The organism is uncultured Helicobacter sp. (assembly GCF_947367035.1).
Classification (GTDB): Bacteria; Campylobacterota; Campylobacteria; order Campylobacterales; family Helicobacteraceae; genus Helicobacter_D.
In genome coordinates this window covers 1-18,000 of sequence record NZ_CANBCA010000021.1, presented here as the reverse complement: position 1 = coordinate 18,000, position 18,000 = coordinate 1, and the positions used below count along the sequence as shown (strand labels likewise).

Annotated in this window: 20 protein-coding genes and 1 pseudogene; 15 read left to right on the top strand and 6 right to left on the bottom strand. The window is 35.5% G+C overall.

What is annotated here, in order from left to right:
* Nucleotides 1–5 precede the first annotated feature (5 nt).
* Entirely contained in the window at nt 6–1,007 is a 1,002-nt protein-coding gene (ruvB, locus tag Q0Y61_RS07255) for a Holliday junction branch migration DNA helicase RuvB (RefSeq protein ID WP_297813660.1), read from the top strand.
* A 187-nt stretch (nt 1,008–1,194) separates the two neighbouring features.
* Here ruvB and Q0Y61_RS07250 read toward each other — a convergent pair whose 3' ends face one another.
* The 4 genes from Q0Y61_RS07250 to accD are packed head-to-tail and all read right to left on the bottom strand — an operon-like array spanning nt 1,195 to nt 3,918.
* Nucleotides 1,195–2,214, bottom strand: coding sequence for a hypothetical protein (locus Q0Y61_RS07250; protein ID WP_297813658.1), 1,020 nt, complete (start codon nt 2,212–2,214; stop codon nt 1,195–1,197).
* Nucleotides 2,211–2,570 carry an RNA polymerase-binding protein DksA gene (dksA, locus tag Q0Y61_RS07245; protein WP_297813655.1) on the bottom strand — a complete coding sequence of 120 codons (360 nt, stop codon included), beginning with the start codon at nt 2,568–2,570 and terminating at the stop codon, nt 2,211–2,213. Before dksA ends, Q0Y61_RS07250 begins: the two co-directional genes overlap by 4 nt.
* 15 nt (nt 2,571–2,585) lie before the next feature.
* Nucleotides 2,586–3,053: a 23S rRNA (pseudouridine(1915)-N(3))-methyltransferase RlmH gene (locus Q0Y61_RS07240; protein WP_297813652.1), complete on the bottom strand. Its 468-nt coding sequence runs from the start codon at nt 3,051–3,053 to the stop codon at nt 2,586–2,588.
* 16 nt (nt 3,054–3,069) lie between these two features.
* On the bottom strand, nt 3,070–3,918 hold the full coding sequence (accD, locus tag Q0Y61_RS07235) for an acetyl-CoA carboxylase, carboxyltransferase subunit beta (RefSeq protein WP_297813649.1): 849 nt from the start codon (nt 3,916–3,918) through the stop codon (nt 3,070–3,072).
* Nucleotides 3,919–4,051: 133 nt separating this feature from the next.
* Between accD and Q0Y61_RS07230 the strand changes: the two genes are divergently transcribed.
* From Q0Y61_RS07230 to Q0Y61_RS07185, 10 genes and pseudogenes are all read left to right on the top strand, one after another.
* On the top strand, nt 4,052–4,852 hold the full coding sequence (locus Q0Y61_RS07230) for an MnmC family methyltransferase (RefSeq protein WP_297813646.1): 801 nt from the start codon (nt 4,052–4,054) through the stop codon (nt 4,850–4,852).
* A gap of 24 nt (nt 4,853–4,876) precedes the next feature.
* On the top strand, nt 4,877–6,181 hold the full coding sequence (locus Q0Y61_RS07225; protein ID WP_297813643.1) for an arsenic transporter: 1,305 nt from the start codon (nt 4,877–4,879) through the stop codon (nt 6,179–6,181).
* A 23-nt stretch (nt 6,182–6,204) separates the two neighbouring features.
* Nucleotides 6,205–6,456, top strand: coding sequence for a hypothetical protein (locus tag Q0Y61_RS07220; RefSeq protein WP_297813640.1), 252 nt, complete (start codon nt 6,205–6,207; stop codon nt 6,454–6,456).
* Nucleotides 6,449–7,297, top strand: coding sequence for a DEAD/DEAH box helicase family protein (locus Q0Y61_RS07215; protein WP_297813691.1), 849 nt, complete (start codon nt 6,449–6,451; stop codon nt 7,295–7,297). The genes Q0Y61_RS07220 and Q0Y61_RS07215 overlap by 8 nt, the downstream gene beginning before the upstream one ends.
* 36 nt (nt 7,298–7,333) lie before the next feature.
* Nucleotides 7,334–7,570: an AbrB/MazE/SpoVT family DNA-binding domain-containing protein gene (locus Q0Y61_RS07210; RefSeq protein ID WP_297813637.1), complete on the top strand. Its 237-nt coding sequence runs from the start codon at nt 7,334–7,336 to the stop codon at nt 7,568–7,570.
* 91 nt (nt 7,571–7,661) lie between these two features.
* Nucleotides 7,662–7,895, top strand: a pseudogene (locus tag Q0Y61_RS07205) (type II toxin-antitoxin system PemK/MazF family toxin); the annotation flags it as partial.
* A gap of 75 nt (nt 7,896–7,970) precedes the next feature.
* Entirely contained in the window at nt 7,971–8,198 is a 228-nt protein-coding gene (locus Q0Y61_RS07200) for a ribbon-helix-helix protein, CopG family (protein ID WP_297813634.1), read from the top strand.
* Nucleotides 8,198–8,455: a type II toxin-antitoxin system RelE/ParE family toxin gene (locus Q0Y61_RS07195; protein WP_297813631.1), complete on the top strand. Its 258-nt coding sequence runs from the start codon at nt 8,198–8,200 to the stop codon at nt 8,453–8,455. The genes Q0Y61_RS07200 and Q0Y61_RS07195 overlap by 1 nt, the downstream gene beginning before the upstream one ends.
* A 70-nt stretch (nt 8,456–8,525) precedes the next feature.
* Nucleotides 8,526–9,065 carry a type I restriction-modification system subunit M N-terminal domain-containing protein gene (locus Q0Y61_RS07190; RefSeq protein WP_297813628.1) on the top strand — a complete coding sequence of 180 codons (540 nt, stop codon included), beginning with the start codon at nt 8,526–8,528 and terminating at the stop codon, nt 9,063–9,065.
* Between the two features lie 46 nt (nt 9,066–9,111).
* The gene (locus Q0Y61_RS07185) at nt 9,112–10,515 is read left to right on the top strand and encodes an SLC13 family permease (RefSeq protein WP_297813625.1); all 1,404 of its coding nucleotides are present in this window, start codon (nt 9,112–9,114) and stop codon (nt 10,513–10,515) included.
* Between the two features lie 41 nt (nt 10,516–10,556).
* Here Q0Y61_RS07185 and Q0Y61_RS07180 read toward each other — a convergent pair whose 3' ends face one another.
* Nucleotides 10,557–10,913, bottom strand: coding sequence for a hypothetical protein (locus Q0Y61_RS07180; protein ID WP_297813622.1), 357 nt, complete (start codon nt 10,911–10,913; stop codon nt 10,557–10,559).
* A 115-nt stretch (nt 10,914–11,028) separates the two neighbouring features.
* The gene (gene purL, locus Q0Y61_RS07175; protein WP_297813620.1) at nt 11,029–13,239 is read right to left on the bottom strand and encodes a phosphoribosylformylglycinamidine synthase subunit PurL; all 2,211 of its coding nucleotides are present in this window, start codon (nt 13,237–13,239) and stop codon (nt 11,029–11,031) included.
* Between the two features lie 176 nt (nt 13,240–13,415).
* On the opposite strand from purL, the gene ppsA reads away from it, so the two are divergent.
* From ppsA to Q0Y61_RS07155, 4 genes are all read left to right on the top strand, one after another.
* Nucleotides 13,416–15,839 carry a pyruvate, water dikinase gene (ppsA, locus tag Q0Y61_RS07170; protein ID WP_297813617.1) on the top strand — a complete coding sequence of 808 codons (2,424 nt, stop codon included), beginning with the start codon at nt 13,416–13,418 and terminating at the stop codon, nt 15,837–15,839.
* 125 nt (nt 15,840–15,964) lie between these two features.
* On the top strand, nt 15,965–16,588 hold the full coding sequence (gene serB, locus Q0Y61_RS07165) for a phosphoserine phosphatase SerB (protein ID WP_297813614.1): 624 nt from the start codon (nt 15,965–15,967) through the stop codon (nt 16,586–16,588).
* Nucleotides 16,589–16,597: 9 nt separating this feature from the next.
* Entirely contained in the window at nt 16,598–17,602 is a 1,005-nt protein-coding gene (locus tag Q0Y61_RS07160; protein WP_297813611.1) for a transaldolase, read from the top strand.
* Between the two features lie 67 nt (nt 17,603–17,669).
* Nucleotides 17,670–18,000 (top strand): 50S ribosomal protein L25 (locus Q0Y61_RS07155; RefSeq protein ID WP_297813608.1); only part of this gene is annotated, 331 nt, incomplete at its 3' end.

Genomic DNA, 18,000 nt, shown 5'->3' with positions numbered 1-18,000 from the left:
GAAATTTGGAACGCATTGTAGAGATTGAAAAATTAACCTTAGAAAAAGAAGAGGATATTAGGCTTCGTCCAAATTGTTGGGATGATTATATCGGACAGGAGAAACTGAAGAAGAACTTACAGGTTTTTATTACGGCTGCAAAGAAGCGTGGAGATGTCTTAGACCATCTTTTGCTTTTTGGTCCGCCGGGTCTTGGTAAAACAACTTTAGCACATATTATTAGCAATCAAATGCAAACTTCTATTAAAGTAACCGCTGCCCCTATGATTGAAAAAGCAGGGGATTTAGCAGCAATTTTGACAAATTTAAGTGAGGGAGAGATTCTGTTTATTGATGAAATTCATCGTTTAAGCCCCGCGATTGAGGAGATTTTATATCCAGCAATGGAAGACTTTAGGCTAGATATTATCATTGGTAGCGGACCTGCTGCGCAGACCGTAAAGATTGATTTACCCCATTTTACACTTATTGGTGCAACGACACGTGCAGGAATGATTAGTAATCCTTTACGTGATAGGTTTGGAATGCAGTTTCGTATGCAATTTTATGAACAAGAGGAGCTCGCGCGTATTGTCAAAATTGCTTCAGCAAAATTGCAAAAAGAGTGTTCAAATGAAGGTGCGTTAGAGATAGCCAAACGTTCAAGAGGCACACCAAGAATCGCCCTGAGATTACTAAAGCGCGTAAGAGATTTTGCTGAAGTTGCTGAAGAAGCAGTTATTAACAAAAAGCGCACCGAGTACGCATTGAATGAACTTGGTGTAAATGAATATGGATTTGATGAATTGGATTTGCGTTTTTTAAAAATTATTTGTGAGAATCGTGGACGACCTATTGGGCTTGGCACTCTTGCAGCAGCGATGAGCGAAGATGAAGGGACGATTGAAGATGTAATTGAGCCTTATTTATTGATTAATGGATATTTAGAACGCACGGCAAGAGGTAGAATCGCAACACAAAAAACTTATGAATTGTTTTCCTTTCGGGAGATTGGGAGTTTGTTTTAAAACTTTTAGAAACATTAAAATCCGACGTGAAAAAATTCTGTGTGGGATTTTATATTTATTCCAAATATTTATTTCTTTTTTAATTGCATTTTACAATGTTGCAATAACGACAGTAAGGAATATTTTGCTAAGAATTGCGAAACCTCATTGTAATATAATAAAAATTTTATTAGTAAGTCCCAAAGACTTAATCTAGCAAAAATAACTCCAATGGATATTTTTTACCCAAATCTTTCAAATCCAAATATGCACGCACTTTTAAAAGCTCATTTTGAGGATATGTATTTAGACGCTCTTTAGCTTCATCAATCATTTCTAATTCTAAAAGCACATAAAAATATGCCATTTCAGCCAATTCATCTTTGTTTGCAAGATTTTCAAATAAACTAACCCAAGTTGCAGGTTCGTAGCATTCTTTTAATTTTTGCGCTAAAAGCAAATAATCTTCTTTGCTATATTCTACTTCCGCACAAAGCTGTGCTATTTCATCATTACTAAAGTCCATTTTTTTGGCATAACACATTCCAAGCATTTCATTTGCTATTTCTTTATTAAACTTTATCTCACCAATAAATTGCTTAATTGTTTTTGTCTCCCCTTGACTTAATAACTTTTTAAAAGATTCACGCTTATATTGTTCATCATAGCTTGCTTTTTTAAGCACTTCTGTGGCAAATTTTTCATCACTATGAATTTGATTAAAGATATTTTTACGCAAAAAGGCAGATTTTTCACTAGGATTAAACTTCTTAAGATTCACATATTCACCTCTTTTTAAATCACCTAAAAGTTCAATGAGTTCATCTAATCTTGCTTCACCACTTTTAAGAGCAATTCCGTCTTTTATATCTAAAGTAAGGTTATTAAGTAAAATAGAGAGGCTTTTATATCTGTTCATCGTAGGTTGTTTTAATGGCACGTCTTTATTTAAAAGTTGGTTTTCTATTTGTTCTAAAATTAGTTTATAATCACGTTTATACTTCGTTCGTTTGCGCCACATACGATAAGAACCACCTATATCCAAAAATCCTACAATAATAAAAAAAACTATGACAGGTATGATAAACCATACTGCCACAGGAAGTGTAATAATCTGTGTGCTCAAGGGAATCGCAAACGAATAGCTTTCACCGCTAAGACTATAAACATAAAGTCCTAAGAGAACGATAAATACAAATAATGCACTAATGTAATATTTAAATTTCATTTTTGGTCCTTTGAATCTTTTTCAATAATTTGTCGGCATACTATACAATATTTTGCATGTGGTTTTGCTTTTAAACGTTGAATTCCAATTGCTTCATCACACATTTCACAAACTCCATAAATACCTTCATCAATTTTCTCTAATGCTCTTTCAATGTATTCTAGTTCTAAATTATGTCTTTCATAAATGGAGTTATCCAACACATTTCTCATTTGCATTGCCGCAAAATCAGTTTCATTAATATTGCTATTTTGAATATGCTCCATTGTTTGTTTGTGGATAGAGTTATTATCTAAAATTGCCTTTTTTTTAGCCAATAAAATAGACTTTAAGTTCTCTAATTCACTTTGACGCATTATTTTCCTCTCCTGTCATTTGTGATATGGATGATTATGAATTAAGCAAAGCGCACGATAGATTTGCTCACTTAATACAACTTTTGCGATTTTATGACTAAAGGTAAGTGCTGAGAGAGAGATTTGCATATTACAATTTTCAATAAAGCTTTCTTCTAATCCATACGCTCCCCCAATAAAAAATGTAAGACTACCTTGATTATGTAGAATTTTTGCAAATTCAAGAGAATCTAATTTTTTGGCACTAGGGGCTAGGGCAATTCTGTATTGGTTGGGTTTAAAGGTTTTAAGAAATTCTTTTGTATAAGATTTCTTAGCTTCAGCTGGTTTTTGTTTTTGACTTAAGTTAATAGATTTGCAAAACAAATTGATAAATTCAAGTTTTGCTCCAAACTTATTACATAAAGTGATAAATTCTTCGCACAATTGGTCGCTCAAGTCTTTATGATTTTTGGCGATATAATACACAATAATTTTAATCATACTTCTTTTAGTATTTCTAAACTTCTATTTTAAGGTATTCTAAAGCTTGAGCAATGGTTTGTTTTATGTCTTTGCGTTGCACAATCATATCAATCAATCCGTGTTCTAGGAGAAATTCGGCAGTTTGAAATCCTTGCGGTAAGTCTGTGCCAATCGTTTGCTTGATGACTCTAGCCCCTGCAAATCCAATCATCGCTCCTGGTTCTGCCATAATCAAATCACCCAAAAAGGCAAATGAAGCACTCACTCCACCCATTGTGGGATCACTTAAAACAGAGATAAAGGGTAAATGCGCTTCACTTAGAGCATTGAGTGCGGCAGAGGTTTTTGCCATTTGCATAAGTGAATAAGTGGATTCTTGCATTCTTGCCCCGCCACTTGCACTAACAACTACAATTCCTTGTTTGTTTTGTATCGCACGATTAATTGCACGAACAATTTTTTCCCCCTCCACTGAGGCAAACGAACCTCCCATAAAATTGAAATCAAACAAGATGATTTGCGCACTAATACCATTAATAGTGCATTCTCCACTGACAATGGAGCTTGGGCGACCGCATTTTTTAGTATATTCTTCCACACGTTTTTTATAGCTTTTTTTATCTACAAAATCTAATGGGTCATTGGGAGCCAAATCTTTATCAAACTCTATAAAGCTTCCTTCATCACACATAAGTGCGATTCTGTCTTCCAAGCCAATTCGCATATGGAAGTTGCACTTTGGACAAGTGTAAAGCTGTGCAATAATTTCCTTGTAATACATTAATGCATTGCAACTTGGACATTTTACCCAATGGCTTGGAGCTTCTTGTGGCACAGCTCTATCATCTTTTTTGAAGTTTTTAAAAAAATCTGCAAAACCCATTTGATTTCCTTAAACTTAAATAGTTTTTGGCTTCCACAATTTTAGAGTGGAGAGTATTTAGAGTAATAAATTTTGTAAAAATAAGTTCAAATTGTATAAAATTGTGTGTTAATTTACACTAAAAGATAAAAATATGCAAATTCTAACAAAAGATTCAAGTGTAACACTCTATAATACAAGTTTTGGTGAAGCCTACCATAGTGCAAAAGACGGCGCATTACAAGAAACTTTGCACAAACATATCCTCCCAGCCCTTTCTTTAAAAATGCAAGAACCCATTTTATCGGTGCTTGATATTTGTTTTGGACTTGGATTTAATACCCTGTGTCTAGTGCATACTGCACATTCATTGAGATTTAAAGGAAAGATTTTTATTCATTCTCCAGAGTTGGATTCCAATCTTTTACCAAAACTTTTAAAGCACCCTTATCCTAAAGAGTTAGAAAACGAATTGGCAATTTTAGAATCCCTAATTATACAACATTATTATAAGGAGCAAGATTTGGAGATTGTTTTGTATTTAGGGAATGCGAGGGAGATTTTAAAGAATTTTCTTGCAAGAGATTCTAAGGACACACCATACAAAATCGCACAGAATCTAATGCACTTTAATATTATTTTTCAAGATGCCTTTAGTCCGACTAAGAATCGCGATTTATGGACTTATGAGTATTTTAAGACACTCTATGCAATCAGTGCAGAAAATACCCTCATCACTACTTATAGCCATCATTCTTGTATGTTGTATTCCGCTTATTTAGCGGGATTTTATGCCTTTAAACTTCATCAAAAATATGTGCGAGATTCTGTAATTTTCACTAAAACTCAAAAGATTCCAAAATTATCTTTAGAAAATATCTCACAAATTACCCCTATTAATCTTGCGCATAAAATTAAAATAAATCCGAATCTTTGGGGATTATATGATGATTAAATTGATTTCATTTAAAGTTGGCTTATGGCATATTTTTTGTTTGTTGTGGTAATGCTTTTAATCTATATTCGCCCTTTTGGGATTCCATTTTGGGCAATCAGTATATTTGGGGCATTCATTGCACTACTTCTTGGAATCGTTAATTTGCACGATGTGTGGTTTGTATGGATAATGGTTTGGGATTCTACTCTAGTATTAGTCGGATTGATTGTTTTAACACTTACACTAGAGCGCATTTTATTTTTTGATTTTTTAGCTTATAAGATTCTATGCTTTACTGGAGAGAATAGAGAGTCTAGCGATAAGGGTAGAATCTTTTATTGCAAAAGTTGGAAACTTTTTATCTTTTTAGTTCTTTTTGGGGCATTTTTGGCAATATTTTTGGCAAATGATGGAGCAATTTTAGTGCTTACACCTCTTATGTTTGCGCTTTTCCCGCATAAAAGAGAGAATTTTTATGCACCTTTAATTATTTTTTTGCTTTTTATGGGATTTATCAGTGATTTTGCTTCCAATCTTTTTGTGCTTTCAAACCTTACAAATATTTTAACTGCTTCTTTGTTTGCGATTCCATTTGTAGAATTTATGCGCTTTATGGTTTTACCGCAGGGATTTGCTATTCTTGCTTCGCTTTTAGTATTTTGGTGGTTTTTGGGAGTGAAATTACCCCAAACGCTTGTGCTAACAAGTCATTTTAAAGAGGAATTTTTAAGCACTTTTGGAATTTATTTTTGCTTTTTTTTACTTGCTCTTTTGCCACTTTGTGCAGGCATCGGGGCATATTTTGGGATTCCACTTTCAATTTTTGTTGGGCTTTGTGCAAGTTTGGCAGTATGCTATGGAATAAAATTAGGCAGAATTGCGCCACTTAAATTACTAAAAGAATCGCCTTTTAGTGTAGTTATCTTTAGTTTCGGTTTATTTGTTGTAGTTTTTGGACTCAAAAATGCGGGATTTTTAGAGATTTTACAATTTGGAATCTCTAAAATTGTAGCACAAGGGCAGTTTTTAAGTCTTTTTGGTATAGGGTTTCTTAGTGGATTTGGAAGCAGTATTATTAATAATTTACCTATGGTAATGCTTGGTGATTTGGCTCTGAGAGAAATGGAAAATTTACCTTTAGTTTTTGCACATTTATTGGGGTGCAATATTGGTTCTAAGCTCACGCCCATAGGTTCTCTTGCTACATTATTATGGCTTGTAAGTTTAAGAAGATATGGGGTTTTTATCCCAATTTTTCGGTATTTTGCTCTAGCGTGTTGTTGGAGTGTGGTTGTATTGTTTTGCGCCCTTATGGGGCTGTATTGCTCTTGCATTTTTGGATTTTAACTCAAAATTTATTGTAAAATACGATGAGGCAAAAAGAAAAAGGACAAGGTTCGGAACAAGATTTAAAGCCAGAGCAACAAGCGAGAGAAGAGATTGATAAGCTTTTGTCACTAGCGGGATTTGAGTTAAGAGATTTTAAGGATTGCACTTTGGGAGATTCTGCACCCAATGCGGCACGCAATTTTGCCATAAGAGAATTTATCCTAGAAAATGGCACAAGGGCGGATTATATGCTTTTTGTCAAAGGCAAAGCGCATTTTGTTTCTTGTGGATAGGAACAATCTTGGCAAACAAGCGAAAAAAGAGTTTGATAATTTCATCCCAAGCACAGATAAGCGGCATTTTAGCGAGATTTATAATGTGGTGCATTTAGAGACAAATCGCATTCCCGCAGAATCTAAAGTCGTGATTACGACAATTCAAAGGCTTTATTCCATTTTGCGCGGAGAGAGTGCATTTGATAGCACAAAGGAGGAACACTCCGCCTTTGAAAGAGAGGATAAAGAGACAAAAGAAGTTGCCTATAATCCCCAAATTGGCATTGATACCTTTGATTTTATCATCATTGATGAATGCCACCGCAGCATTTATGGGCTATGGCGACAGGTGCTAGAGTATTTTGACGTATTTCTTATCGGGCTTAGCGCGACACCCTCTAAGCATACCTTAGGGTTTTTTGCCCAAAATATTGTGGCGCAATATGACTTAGAAAAATCCATTCTTGATAAAGTCAATGTGGGCTATGAAATCTTTAGAATTAAAACCCAAATTAGTGAGCAAGGTAGCATTATTGAAGCGAATGCAGAATTTCAAGTGCCATTCCGTGATAAAGACACGCGAAAAATCGGCTATGAGAGCTTAGAGGAGGATTTAGAATATTCCAAAGCAGATTTAGACCGCTCCGTGCTTGTTCCTAGCCAAATCCGCACGATTTTAGAAACTTATAGAGACAAAGTCTTTGACCTACTTTTTCCCGAACGAGAGCCTAGCTATTTACCTAAGACTTTGATTTTTGCTAAAGATGATAATCACGCAGAGGAAATCGTGCGCCTTGCGCGAGAAGTCTTTAACGCAGATAATGAGTTTGCACAAAAAATCACCTATAAGAAATTATAATATATAATTGTATATACAATGATACAAGGAGAAAGTATGACAAGTGAAGTCAAACTCAATAAGTGGGGAAATTCATTAGCCTTCCGTATTCCTAGCAGTTTTTTGAAAAACTTGGGATTCAATCAAGATTCTAAGCTCAAACTTAGCATTCAAGATGAAAAGCTCATCATAGAAAAGCAAAAGGATTTAAAGCAAATATGCAAGGCGATGAATAAAAAGAATCTTAATATAGACAGCGTTTGGGAAAACGACACAACAGGCAAGGAATGGTAATGGCAAACTATGTGCCTCAAAGTGGTGATTTGATTTCACTCCGCAGAGCGGACACGAGCAAAAGGGCAAAAGACCCGCACTTGTCCTAAGTCCAAAGGAATATAATCAAAAAAGCGGTTTGTGCCTTTGTGTGCCTCTTGCGAGCAAGATAAAAGGCTATCCTTTTGAAGTGCCTTGTGTGATTGGAGAGAAAGAGGGAGTGATTTTAAGCGACCAGCTAAGAAATGTAGATTTTAAGGCAAGGGGAGCGAATTTTATAGAGCAGTGCGAAAAGGAAGTGCTAGAGCAAGTAAAATGCAATCTTGCTTTGTTGCTTGGGATTTAGCGATAAAGAGAATATTGATAAAGATTTAAGGAATCTGTATCTATAATTGTAGATACAAAAAGCAGAGGAGAGAGAATGAAAAGTGCGATTAATATAAGGCTTGATAAGGATTTGATACAAACGCTTGACTACACTGCAAAGGAAATGAATCTCACACGCACCGCTTTGATAGAACGAGCAATTATCGCATATCAAGACAGAATGGACGAAATGATAAGTGATAAAGTCATAGATGAGATTAAAGAGGGAAAAAGAAAAACAATACCCTATGATGAGTTCAAAAGGCAATTAGGTTGGGATTAATGTATCGTTTGGAAATTGCTGATTATGCAAAAAGCATTATTGTGAAGCAAAATCCAAAAAATCAAAGGCTTTTGCAATCAAAACTTGAGGATTTGGAGCGGGGCAATTTTAGCGGAGATAAAGCTCTCAAAGGTCGCCATAAAGGTAAATTTAGAAAGAGAGCGGGGGATTTTAGGATTATTTATCTTAAAAGTGAAGAAGTGTTGCTTATTTGTGTAATCCATATAGGACATAGAAAGGATATTTATAAGGATTAAAAGGGCTATGAAAATGTGTAATCAAAATGCGGGAGGGGGTAAAAATGAGTAAAAAGCGATTGTTGCAAAGGTGTGGAATTTCGCAACGATTTTGCGTGATAGTGGTGTGAGTTATACTGAGTATGTCGCGCAGTTAAGCTATTTGCTGTTTTTGAAAATGGAAAGTGAGAGGGAGAGTATCGGGGAGAGTAGCAAAATCCCTGCAAGCTGCAAATGGGAAAGATTGATACGCTTAGATGGGCTGGAGCTAGAGAGTGCGTATAATGCCGCACTCGCGCAACTTTCAGAGAGTGTGGGGTATGATATGCGCACGAATATGAATCTAAGCCTTGTAACAAGTCCTTTAAGTGCGGAGCATTTAAGGGAGTTTGAATCTTGTTTTTGCTTGGGAGCAATGGAAAATCGCAAGGAGAGTGAGCGATTTCGCTCGTTTGGCATTGAGGAGATTAAGCAGCGCGATAAGATGAATTTAGATATTTTTTGGATAAAAGATGAGAGTTTAGAGGATTTGGAGAATCTGCCAAGCCCAAAAGATTTAAGCGAGGAAATCTGTATAAGTCTTAAGAATGCGCTTAAGGAAATGTCGCGAATAGAGGAGGAATTAAACTAACATTGTATGCTACAATTTCATTAAATCAACACATAAAAGGTTTTCAATGAGATTAAGGACAAGACTGCACAAAAAGCTAAGATTTAAAACGCATTTTCAGATTCTATTGGGTTTGAGTTTGGCGATTTTTTGTGCTTTTTTGGCAGGTTTTTTGAGTATTTATTACTTTGCGGCTTCTTTTGAGGTGGGGGCGTTTGTTGGAATTTTGTTTTTGCTTATTACCTTATGGATTAATGAAGCCTTGCCTCTAGGCATTGTCTCTTTGTTGCCCATTATTTTGTTTCCAGCCTTTGGAATCTTAGATGTTAAAAGCGCAACAAGCAATTACGCAAATCCCATTATTTTTTTATTTCTTGGTGGATTTATGCTTGCAATTGGGGTAGAAAAGATTGGTTTGCACAAAATCATCGCAAAGAAATTTTTAAGCCATTTTCCGACAACTCCCAAAGGCGTTTTAACTGCACTTGGGGTGGCTAGTGTTGCGCTAGGCAGTGTGTTATCTAATTCTACGGTGGCACTTTTACTAATCCCCATTGCTTTTTCTATCACACAAAATGAAATGTTGAAAAGTAGATTTTTATTAGCTGTTGCTTTTGGGGCTAGTATTAGTGGGATTACTACACCTATTGGCACTCCACCAAATCTTATCTTTCTAGGTTTTTTAGAGACGATACATTTTGAGAGTATTGGGTTTGCCACTTGGATTTTTATGATGTTACCTTTAACTTTGTGTATGCTTTATGTGATGATTAAGATTCTTTCTTATAATCTTAATAACGAAGAGCTTAAAGTTGATGCATTTGAGGGTATTAAAGTAACATTTGCACATAAAAAACTTATGTTTTTAATAGGGATTCTACTGCTTTTATTATTGTTGAATTCACCTATTAAGCCAATTTATAATGGATTGGGTTTTAATGAAAATATTCTTTTACTTAGTTTTGGACTTTTAATGTTTTTCCCTAAAATTGGTGTTTTGCAATGGGAGGATTCTAAAGCGATTCCTTTTGAAGTAATGTTTTTATTTGGTGCTGGTTTTTGTATTGCAATGGCAATTGCAAAAATGCAATTAGGGGATGCTTTTAAGCCTATTTTTGAGTATTTTGGTAGCCTGCCTATTTTAGTATTTTTGTTATGCGTTTGTCTTTTAGTTTTATGTTTAACAATGTTTATTAGCTCTACAGCTTTAATTGCGATTCTGCTGTCTGCAATTTTTGCTTCTACAAAAGATTTTTTAGACCCACAAATGCAAAGTTTGGTAATGCTCATTGCAACAATTTGTGTAGGATTTTCCTTTATGTTTCCTATCTCCACTCCACCTAATGCCATAGTGTTCAGTAAAGGTGGAGTTAAAATCTGGGATATGTTTAGATTTGGGATTTTATTGAGCCTTGCTGGAATTGTATTTATTATTCTCTTTGGTATGCTTTATTGGCGATGGTTTTTTTAAAAAGAATAATGCGTTGAGGGTAATATAAAATAAGCCATATATCAAAACATTCTATAACCTAGCAAAATACATTTATCAAAATAAGGCAACACGCACATTGCCTTAATGTCTCCTTCTATACCGATGTCTTTTAAAGTTTCATAATACCGAATATCAAATTGCAAATGGCTATTGGTGGTAGTTGAGATTCCAACTCCACTTTGTTCATTAAAATAAATGAACCACGAAATTTTGCTAAACACTAGCACAAGTGCGTGTAGTTGGTTTAAAACCTCCTTTTCTTTGAGAGATAATGAGTGATAACCCTCGCGACTAACAACCACACGATGACGGAATCGCACAAAATTACGTGCTAAGGTTTGTGTATGCACTTGCATATAAAATTGATCAAAATTCATAAAATTTGGTTGCAAAGGAATATTGTTAGGTTCATTTGCCAAGCAAGGCAATAAAACAAGGCTAGAAACACACAAATATCTTTTAAGATTCCATTGTGGAATCTTAAAATGACTTTTAAAGTGCTTCAACAATTTTTTGAAATTGTTGATAAAAAATATTGCGTGCATATTGAAGTGGCATAGAGATTTTGCCAATATGGAGTGTCTCGCCCCCAAGTATTGCTACTTTGGTTAAAGCTAAATTGGAATTTTCAAGCAAATCCCTAAATGCACAAATCTTTTGAGATTCTATGGCAATTAAAACCTGTGTGGATGCTTCACCAAAAAGCTCGCTAAATGTAAGATTCTCTATGCTTTGAACACCAACATTTCCTCTAATACACGCTTTGGCTAATGCTAACCCCAATCCCCCTTGATAAATATCCACCGCAGATTTGATTAGTCCTCTTTCGTTCGCAGCATTTAGCACACTCCACAAAAATAACTCATCTTGTAAATTTATCTTTGCAACTTCACTTTTAAAGGAATTTCCAAAATATTTTGCTACCAAACTTGCACCAAATTGTAACTTAATATCTTTTGGGGCTAAGCGATAAACTTCTAGCCCTTCTTCTTGAAAGCTAGATTGTAAAACATTATTAATGGCATCAATCACACCAACTCCAGCAATGCTCGGTGTAGGATAAATGTCTTTTCCATTGGTTTGATTGTATAAACTAACATTACCACTTACTACAGGAGTATTGAGGGCTTTACAAGCTTCTTTAATCCCTTCGCAAGATTCTTTGAATTGCCACATTACCTCTGGATTTTCTGGGCTTCCAAAATTTAAACAATCTGTAATTGCTAAAGCACGTCCTCCGCGCAAAGCAATATCTCGTCCCACCTTTGCCACAGCTTGTTTTGCTCCCTCTCTTGGGTCAAGGTAGCAAAGTCGGCTTGAACAAGCTACGCTCATTCCTAAGCCTTTGCCATTTTCTTTAACACGAATCACACTAGCTCCACCCATTCCACTAGGGATAATCGTATTTGTTTGCACACTAGAATCGTATTGTGTATAAACCCAAGATTTATCGCAAATCTCTGGACTTTTTAGTAAAAACTCAAACACCTCTTGAACATCTTGTGATTCTAAATTTTGCTTATCCAAAGAAATAATGGAATCCAAATAATGGGGGTTTTCACTAACGGGGCGATTAAGAATTGGCGCTCTATCACTAAGAGGTGCAATAGGAATCTCTGCACATTTTTCATTATGCCAAAATAGCTCCATTTTGCTACTATTAGTAACTTCACCGATAATTGCGCAATCTAATTCCCATTTATTGAAAATTTCTATAATTTTTTCTTCACAACCTTTTTTAGCACAAAGCAACATTCTCTCTTGACTCTCGCTTAACATTAACTCATAAGGCGTCATTCCGCTTTCACGCATAGGCACTTTATCTAGGTGCAGTATCATTCCGCTTCCACTACGTCCCGCCATTTCAAAGCTTGAGCTAGTCAATCCTGCTGCACCCATATCTTGGATTCCTACAATTAAATTTTGTTTAAATAACTCTAAACAAGCCTCTAAAAGTAATTTTTCAGTAAAAGGGTCTCCCACTTGTACGGTAGGGCGAAGCGCCTTAGAATCTTCATTGAAAGAATCGCTACTCATTACTGCACCACCCAAACCATCTCGTCCTGTTTTGGAACCAACATAAAAGACAGGATTGCCGGCCCCCTCTGCTTTGCCATAAAAAATTTCATCGTTTTTTACGATTCCGAGAGAAAAGGCATTAACTAAAATATTTCCTTCATAGCTTGGTTCAAAACTCATTTCTCCGCCAATGGTTGGCACACCCATACAATTTCCATAACCACCGATTCCTGCTACAACTCCGCGCAATAGATAACGATGTTTCGCTCCTATGGAATCTCTTTTTGTAATATCACCAAAACGAATAGAATTTAAACTTGCTACTACTCTAGCACCCATCGTAAAAATATCACGCATAATTCCACCTACACCTGTTGCTGCACCTGCATAGGGCTCTATAAAACTTGGATGATTATGTGATTCCATTTTAAAGACTGCTCCATATCCTCCGCCAATGTCAATGATTCCAGCATTTTCTCCCGGTCCTTGAATCACCCAAGGAGCGCGGATAGGAAAACCACTTAAATAAATTTTGCTAGATTTGTAACTACAATGCTCACTCCACATTGCTGAAAAAATACCCAATTCTATCAAATTGGGTTCGCGTCCTAAGATATTTAGAATCTTATTGTAATCCTCTTGTGTGAGTTTGTGTTGTGCTAAAACTTGGGGTAAGTTTTCCATTTTATTCCTTAAATTGCGGGTTTTGTGTGTAAATTTTACAAAATCAATGAAAGTTTATCAAATGACGTATAAAGTATAGATAAACTAAGATTGAGATAAAGTTAAATTCAGTAGAATATACGCGTTTTATTTCATAAAACAAATTTTTATGCAGGAATTTCAAGGAGAAATTTAAGATGAAATACATCAAGTTTTTCAAAGAGTTAAACAACAAAGATGTCCCTATCGTTGGGGGGAAAAATGCAAGTATTGGGGAAATGTTCCAAGAACTTGTGCCAATGGGAATTAAAGTCCCAAATGGGTTTGCAATCACAAGTGAGGCATATTGGTATTTGCTAGATAGTGCAGGGATTCGTGAAAAAATTAAAGAATTGCTTGATGGAATTGATGTAACTGAAATTGATGTCTTAAATGTTCGCTCTAAAAAAATTCGTGATATGATTTTTGGAACTCCATTACCAGAGGACTTACGCAAGGAGATTTTAGAAGCTTACAAAATCTTGAGTGAAGAATATAAAATGGAAGAGGCGGATGTCGCTGTAAGAAGCTCTGCAACAGCGGAAGATTTACCTGATGCAAGTTTTGCAGGACAACAAGATACTTATTTAAGTGTGCAAGGGCAAACAGAGCTTATTCATTATATTAAATCCTGTATGGCTTCGCTCTTTACTGATAGAGCGGTGAGTTATCGGGCTTCAAGAAACTTTGACCACTTCAAAGTCGCATTATCTGTGGGAGTGCAAAAAATGGTGCGTTCAGACAAGGGAAGCTCTGGGGTAATGTTTAGCATTGATACAGAAACAGGTTTCAAAGATGCGGTATTTATTACTTCATCTTGGGGGCTTGGTGAAAATGTTGTAGGTGGGACGGTAAATCCTGATGAATTTTATGTCTTTAAGCCCTCTTTAGAGTTAGGTAAACGCCCCATTTTAAAGCGTCAATTAGGATTTAAAAATATTAAAATGGTTTATGCAGCCCCAGGTGCTAAACACCCAACCAAAAACATTGAAACTACAGAGGAAGAATTAAAGAGCTTTTCTTTAGAAGATGATGAAATCTTAACTTTAGCACGTTATGCGCTGTTGATTGAGAGACATTATTCTAAAGAAGCAGGGGAATATCGTCCAATGGATATGGAATGGGCAAAAGACGGGAATAGCGGAGAAATCTTTATCGTGCAAGCACGTCCTGAAACCGTGCAAAGTCAAAAAATGAAAAAACAGAATAACACCTTTGAAAAATATTTCTTCAAAGATAAAAGTGAAAAAGAAATTATACTAACAGGTAAAGCTGTAGGGGGTAAAATTGGGGTTGGAAAAATTCGTGTGATTGATAATATCTCTAATATGGGGGAACTAAAACAGGGTGAGATTTTGGTTACAGATAATACAGACCCAGATTGGGAACCTGCGATGAAAAAAGCTTCTGCTGTGATTACGAATCGTGGAGGGCGCACTTGCCACGCTGCTATTGTGGCTCGTGAAATTGGTGTGCCAGCAATTGTCGGTGCAGTGGGAGCGACAGAAAAACTAGAAACAGGAATGGAAGTTACAGTTTCTTGCGCAGAGGGGGAAGATGGATTTGTGTATGAGGGGATTTATGAGTATGAGGTAGAAAAAATTGATTTAGATACTTTAGAACAACCGAAGACTAAAGTATATATGAATATTGGAAATCCTGAAAAAGCCTTTTCGTTTTCTATGATTCCAAACAATGGTGTAGGGTTGGCTAGAATGGAATTTATCATTAATAATTACATTAAAGCACATCCTTTGGCATTGATTGATTTACACAATGGCAACAAGGAATTTGATGGTGTAGAAGGCGTTAAAGAAATTATGTCAGGCTATGCGAATCCCAAAGACTTTTTTGTTAAAAAGATTGCAGAGGGTGTAGGAATGATTGCTGCTGCATTTTATCCTAAACCTGTTATAGTGCGCACAAGCGACTTTAAAACAAATGAATATTGTCGTATGGTGGGTGGAAAGGATTATGAACCCAATGAAGAGAATCCGATGATTGGATATAGGGGGGCTAGTCGCTATTATTCTGAACAATATCGGCAAGCATTTGAATGGGAGTGTGAAGCTCTAGCAATGGCTAGAAATGAAATGGGATTTTCTAATATGAAAATTATGATTCCATTCTTAAGAACCCCAGAAGAGGGGCGCAGAGTGCTAGATATTATGCGTAGGAATGGTTTAGTGCAAGGAGAAAATGGCTTAGAAATTTATGTGATGTGCGAATTGCCTGTGAATATTATTTTAGCAGATGAATTTTTGCAGCTCTTTGATGGATTCTCTATTGGCTCTAATGATTTAACACAGCTAACACTAGGTATAGATAGAGATGGGGAACTTGTAAGTAACATAGGCGATGAACGTAATCCCGCTCTTTTAAAAATGTTTAAAATGGCGATTGAATCTTGTAAAAAACATAATAAATATTGTGGAATCTGCGGACAGGCTCCAAGTGATTATCCAGAAATTGCAGAATTTTTAGTAGAAAATGGTATCACTTCTATTTCACTTAATCCAGATTCTATGATTGAAACTTGGGATAGAATTGTCCAATTTGAAAAGAAACTTGGAATCTCTTAAGCGCAAGTAGAGTTTCTCTACTTGCTTTAAAAAACCTAAAAAAATAAATTAAACTTCATTTTTGAAACACTTTTATATTTTGGCGTTGTATAATACTTGCCATTTTTAGATTTTAAGGATTTTTTTTGAAACTTGCAGTGTTCGATTTTGATTCCACTTTAATGGACGGAGAGACGATTAATTTATTAGCACGTTCAAATGGTAGCGAAGAAGAGGTAAGTCAAATTACTAAAGAGGCAATGGCGGGAAAATTAGATTTTCACGATAGCTTAAAAAAACGTGTAGCTACTTTAAAAGGTATGCCTTTAGAAAAAGTCTATGCAGTGTGCAATCATTTTTCCTATAACCGAGGAGCTAAAGAATTAATTATGGAATTTAAAAAGCGAAATTATAAGATTATAGTTTTTAGTGGTGGTTTTGATGAGGGAGTAAGTGCTGGACAAAAAGCATTGGGCTATGATATGTATTTTAGTAATACTTTGCACCGCAAAGGGAATGTTCTAACAGGAGAAGTGGGAGGTGAAATGATGTTTTCGTATTCTAAAGGGCGCATGCTTGAAAAGCTACAAATTTTGCTCAACGCAACCTATGAGAATACAATAGTGATTGGCGATGGCGCTAATGATGTTTCAATGTTTCCCTATGCAAACAAAAAAGTCGCATTTTGCGCAAAAGCAGTGTTGCAAGAAGCTGCAAACATCATCATTGAAAAAAAAGATTTAATGTTAATTAAACCCTATTTGGACTAAGGAGATAATATGCAAGAGAGTGCTTTACTTTCGCTTTGGTGTGATTTTATAGAAAGAGATTTCTTGGAAAATGATTTTATTAAAATGATTGAAGGAGATTTGATAGAGGGCGCAACAAGCAATCCAGCAATTTTTCAACAAGCTTTTTTGAGTGAAAGTTATCAATCTCAAAAAGATTCATTAAAAGGCAAAAGCGCAAAGGAAATCTATGAAGCACTAGCTAAAACTGATATTCAGCGCGCCGCAGAACTACTTAAACCGCTCTATGAAGCAAATCCAAATGATGGTTACATTAGCTTTGAAGTAGACCCTAATTTATGTGAAGACGCAAAAGCTACTGCAGAAGAGGGGCTTCGTTTGTTCAATGATATTGGTTACCCCAATGTAATGATTAAGATTCCAGCAACAAAGGCTGGCTTTAGTGCAATGGAAGAATTGATTGCACAAGGAATCTCTGTGAATGCAACTTTAGTTTTCAGCAAAGATCAAGTTATAGGCTGTATGGAAGCATTTAAGAGAGGCTATGAAGAACTGAAGCAGGCAAGTAAAAAAGATTTTAAAGATTATCCACGTGCGGTTGTAAGTATTTTTGTTTCTCGCTTTGATAGAAAGTGTGATTCTATCTTACAAGAAAAAGGAATCCCAAATGCAACTTTAGGCATTAAAAATGCACAATATCTCTATCATATCTTAAATAGTTACTCTCTACCCGGTGTGCGAGCACTTTTTGCAAGCACTGGCGTTAAAGGAGAGGATTTAGAGCCTGCATATTACATTAAGGAACTTTATCATTCTTATGCAATAAATACTGCTCCACTTGCAGCTTTAAAAGCTTTTGTAGAATTAGATAATATAGAAGAAGCTTATTTGCCAAGTTTAGAAGAGCTAGAAGAGTTTTTTGCAAATGTCAAAGAAGCAGGGGTGGACTTGAATGCAGTAAGTAAAGAGCTTTTAGAGCAAGGTTTAGAGGACTTTAAAATAGCTTTTGGAAAAATTTTGTCAAGTTTAGAATAAATTTAAATTAAGTTTTAAGAAAGTCTGCTATAATGGTAGGTTTTATTTTAATTTTTAAGGACACAAAATGTTAAGTGGAATAATTAGAGAGAGTATTTCTAAGTCTGATACGAAGATTTTAAGAAAAAATGGTTATCTAATTGCTAATATCTACGGAAAAGGCAGGGAAAATATCCATTGCGCTTTTAAACGCAATGCTTTTATTCGCGAGGTTAAAAGTAAAACGGATTTAATCTTTGAAGTAGAAGTTGGCACACAAAAATATCCTGTTGTGATTCAGGAGTATCAAAAAGACCCTATTACTAGCGAAATTATCCACGTGGATTTGATGTTAGCTCAACAAGGTATAGAGGCAAAATATTCCGTTAAAGTTCGCACAATTGGCACTCCAAAAGGTC

What these genes read in the sequence shown, in the direction of transcription:
- accD (WP_297813649.1), bottom strand. Translation starts at nt 3,918, where the DNA reads ATGGGTTTTGCAGATTTTTTTAAAAACTTCAAAAAAGATGATAGAGCT.
- Q0Y61_RS07180 (WP_297813622.1), bottom strand. Translation starts at nt 10,913, where the DNA reads ATGAATTTTGATCAATTTTATATGCAAGTGCATACACAAACCTTAGCA.
- purL (WP_297813620.1), bottom strand. Translation starts at nt 13,239, where the DNA reads ATGGAAAACTTACCCCAAGTTTTAGCACAACACAAACTCACACAAGAG.
- ppsA (WP_297813617.1), top strand. Translation starts at nt 13,416, where the DNA reads ATGAAATACATCAAGTTTTTCAAAGAGTTAAACAACAAAGATGTCCCT.
- Q0Y61_RS07250 (WP_297813658.1), bottom strand. Translation starts at nt 2,214, where the DNA reads ATGAAATTTAAATATTACATTAGTGCATTATTTGTATTTATCGTTCTC.
- Q0Y61_RS07240 (WP_297813652.1), bottom strand. Translation starts at nt 3,053, where the DNA reads ATGATTAAAATTATTGTGTATTATATCGCCAAAAATCATAAAGACTTG.
- Q0Y61_RS07210 (WP_297813637.1), top strand. Translation starts at nt 7,334, where the DNA reads ATGACAAGTGAAGTCAAACTCAATAAGTGGGGAAATTCATTAGCCTTC.
- Q0Y61_RS07160 (WP_297813611.1), top strand. Translation starts at nt 16,598, where the DNA reads ATGCAAGAGAGTGCTTTACTTTCGCTTTGGTGTGATTTTATAGAAAGA.
- Q0Y61_RS07220 (WP_297813640.1), top strand. Translation starts at nt 6,205, where the DNA reads ATGAGGCAAAAAGAAAAAGGACAAGGTTCGGAACAAGATTTAAAGCCA.
- Q0Y61_RS07200 (WP_297813634.1), top strand. Translation starts at nt 7,971, where the DNA reads ATGAAAAGTGCGATTAATATAAGGCTTGATAAGGATTTGATACAAACG.
- Q0Y61_RS07225 (WP_297813643.1), top strand. Translation starts at nt 4,877, where the DNA reads ATGGCATATTTTTTGTTTGTTGTGGTAATGCTTTTAATCTATATTCGC.
- Q0Y61_RS07195 (WP_297813631.1), top strand. Translation starts at nt 8,198, where the DNA reads ATGTATCGTTTGGAAATTGCTGATTATGCAAAAAGCATTATTGTGAAG.
- Q0Y61_RS07230 (WP_297813646.1), top strand. Translation starts at nt 4,052, where the DNA reads ATGCAAATTCTAACAAAAGATTCAAGTGTAACACTCTATAATACAAGT.
- Q0Y61_RS07185 (WP_297813625.1), top strand. Translation starts at nt 9,112, where the DNA reads ATGAGATTAAGGACAAGACTGCACAAAAAGCTAAGATTTAAAACGCAT.
- dksA (WP_297813655.1), bottom strand. Translation starts at nt 2,570, where the DNA reads ATGCGTCAAAGTGAATTAGAGAACTTAAAGTCTATTTTATTGGCTAAA.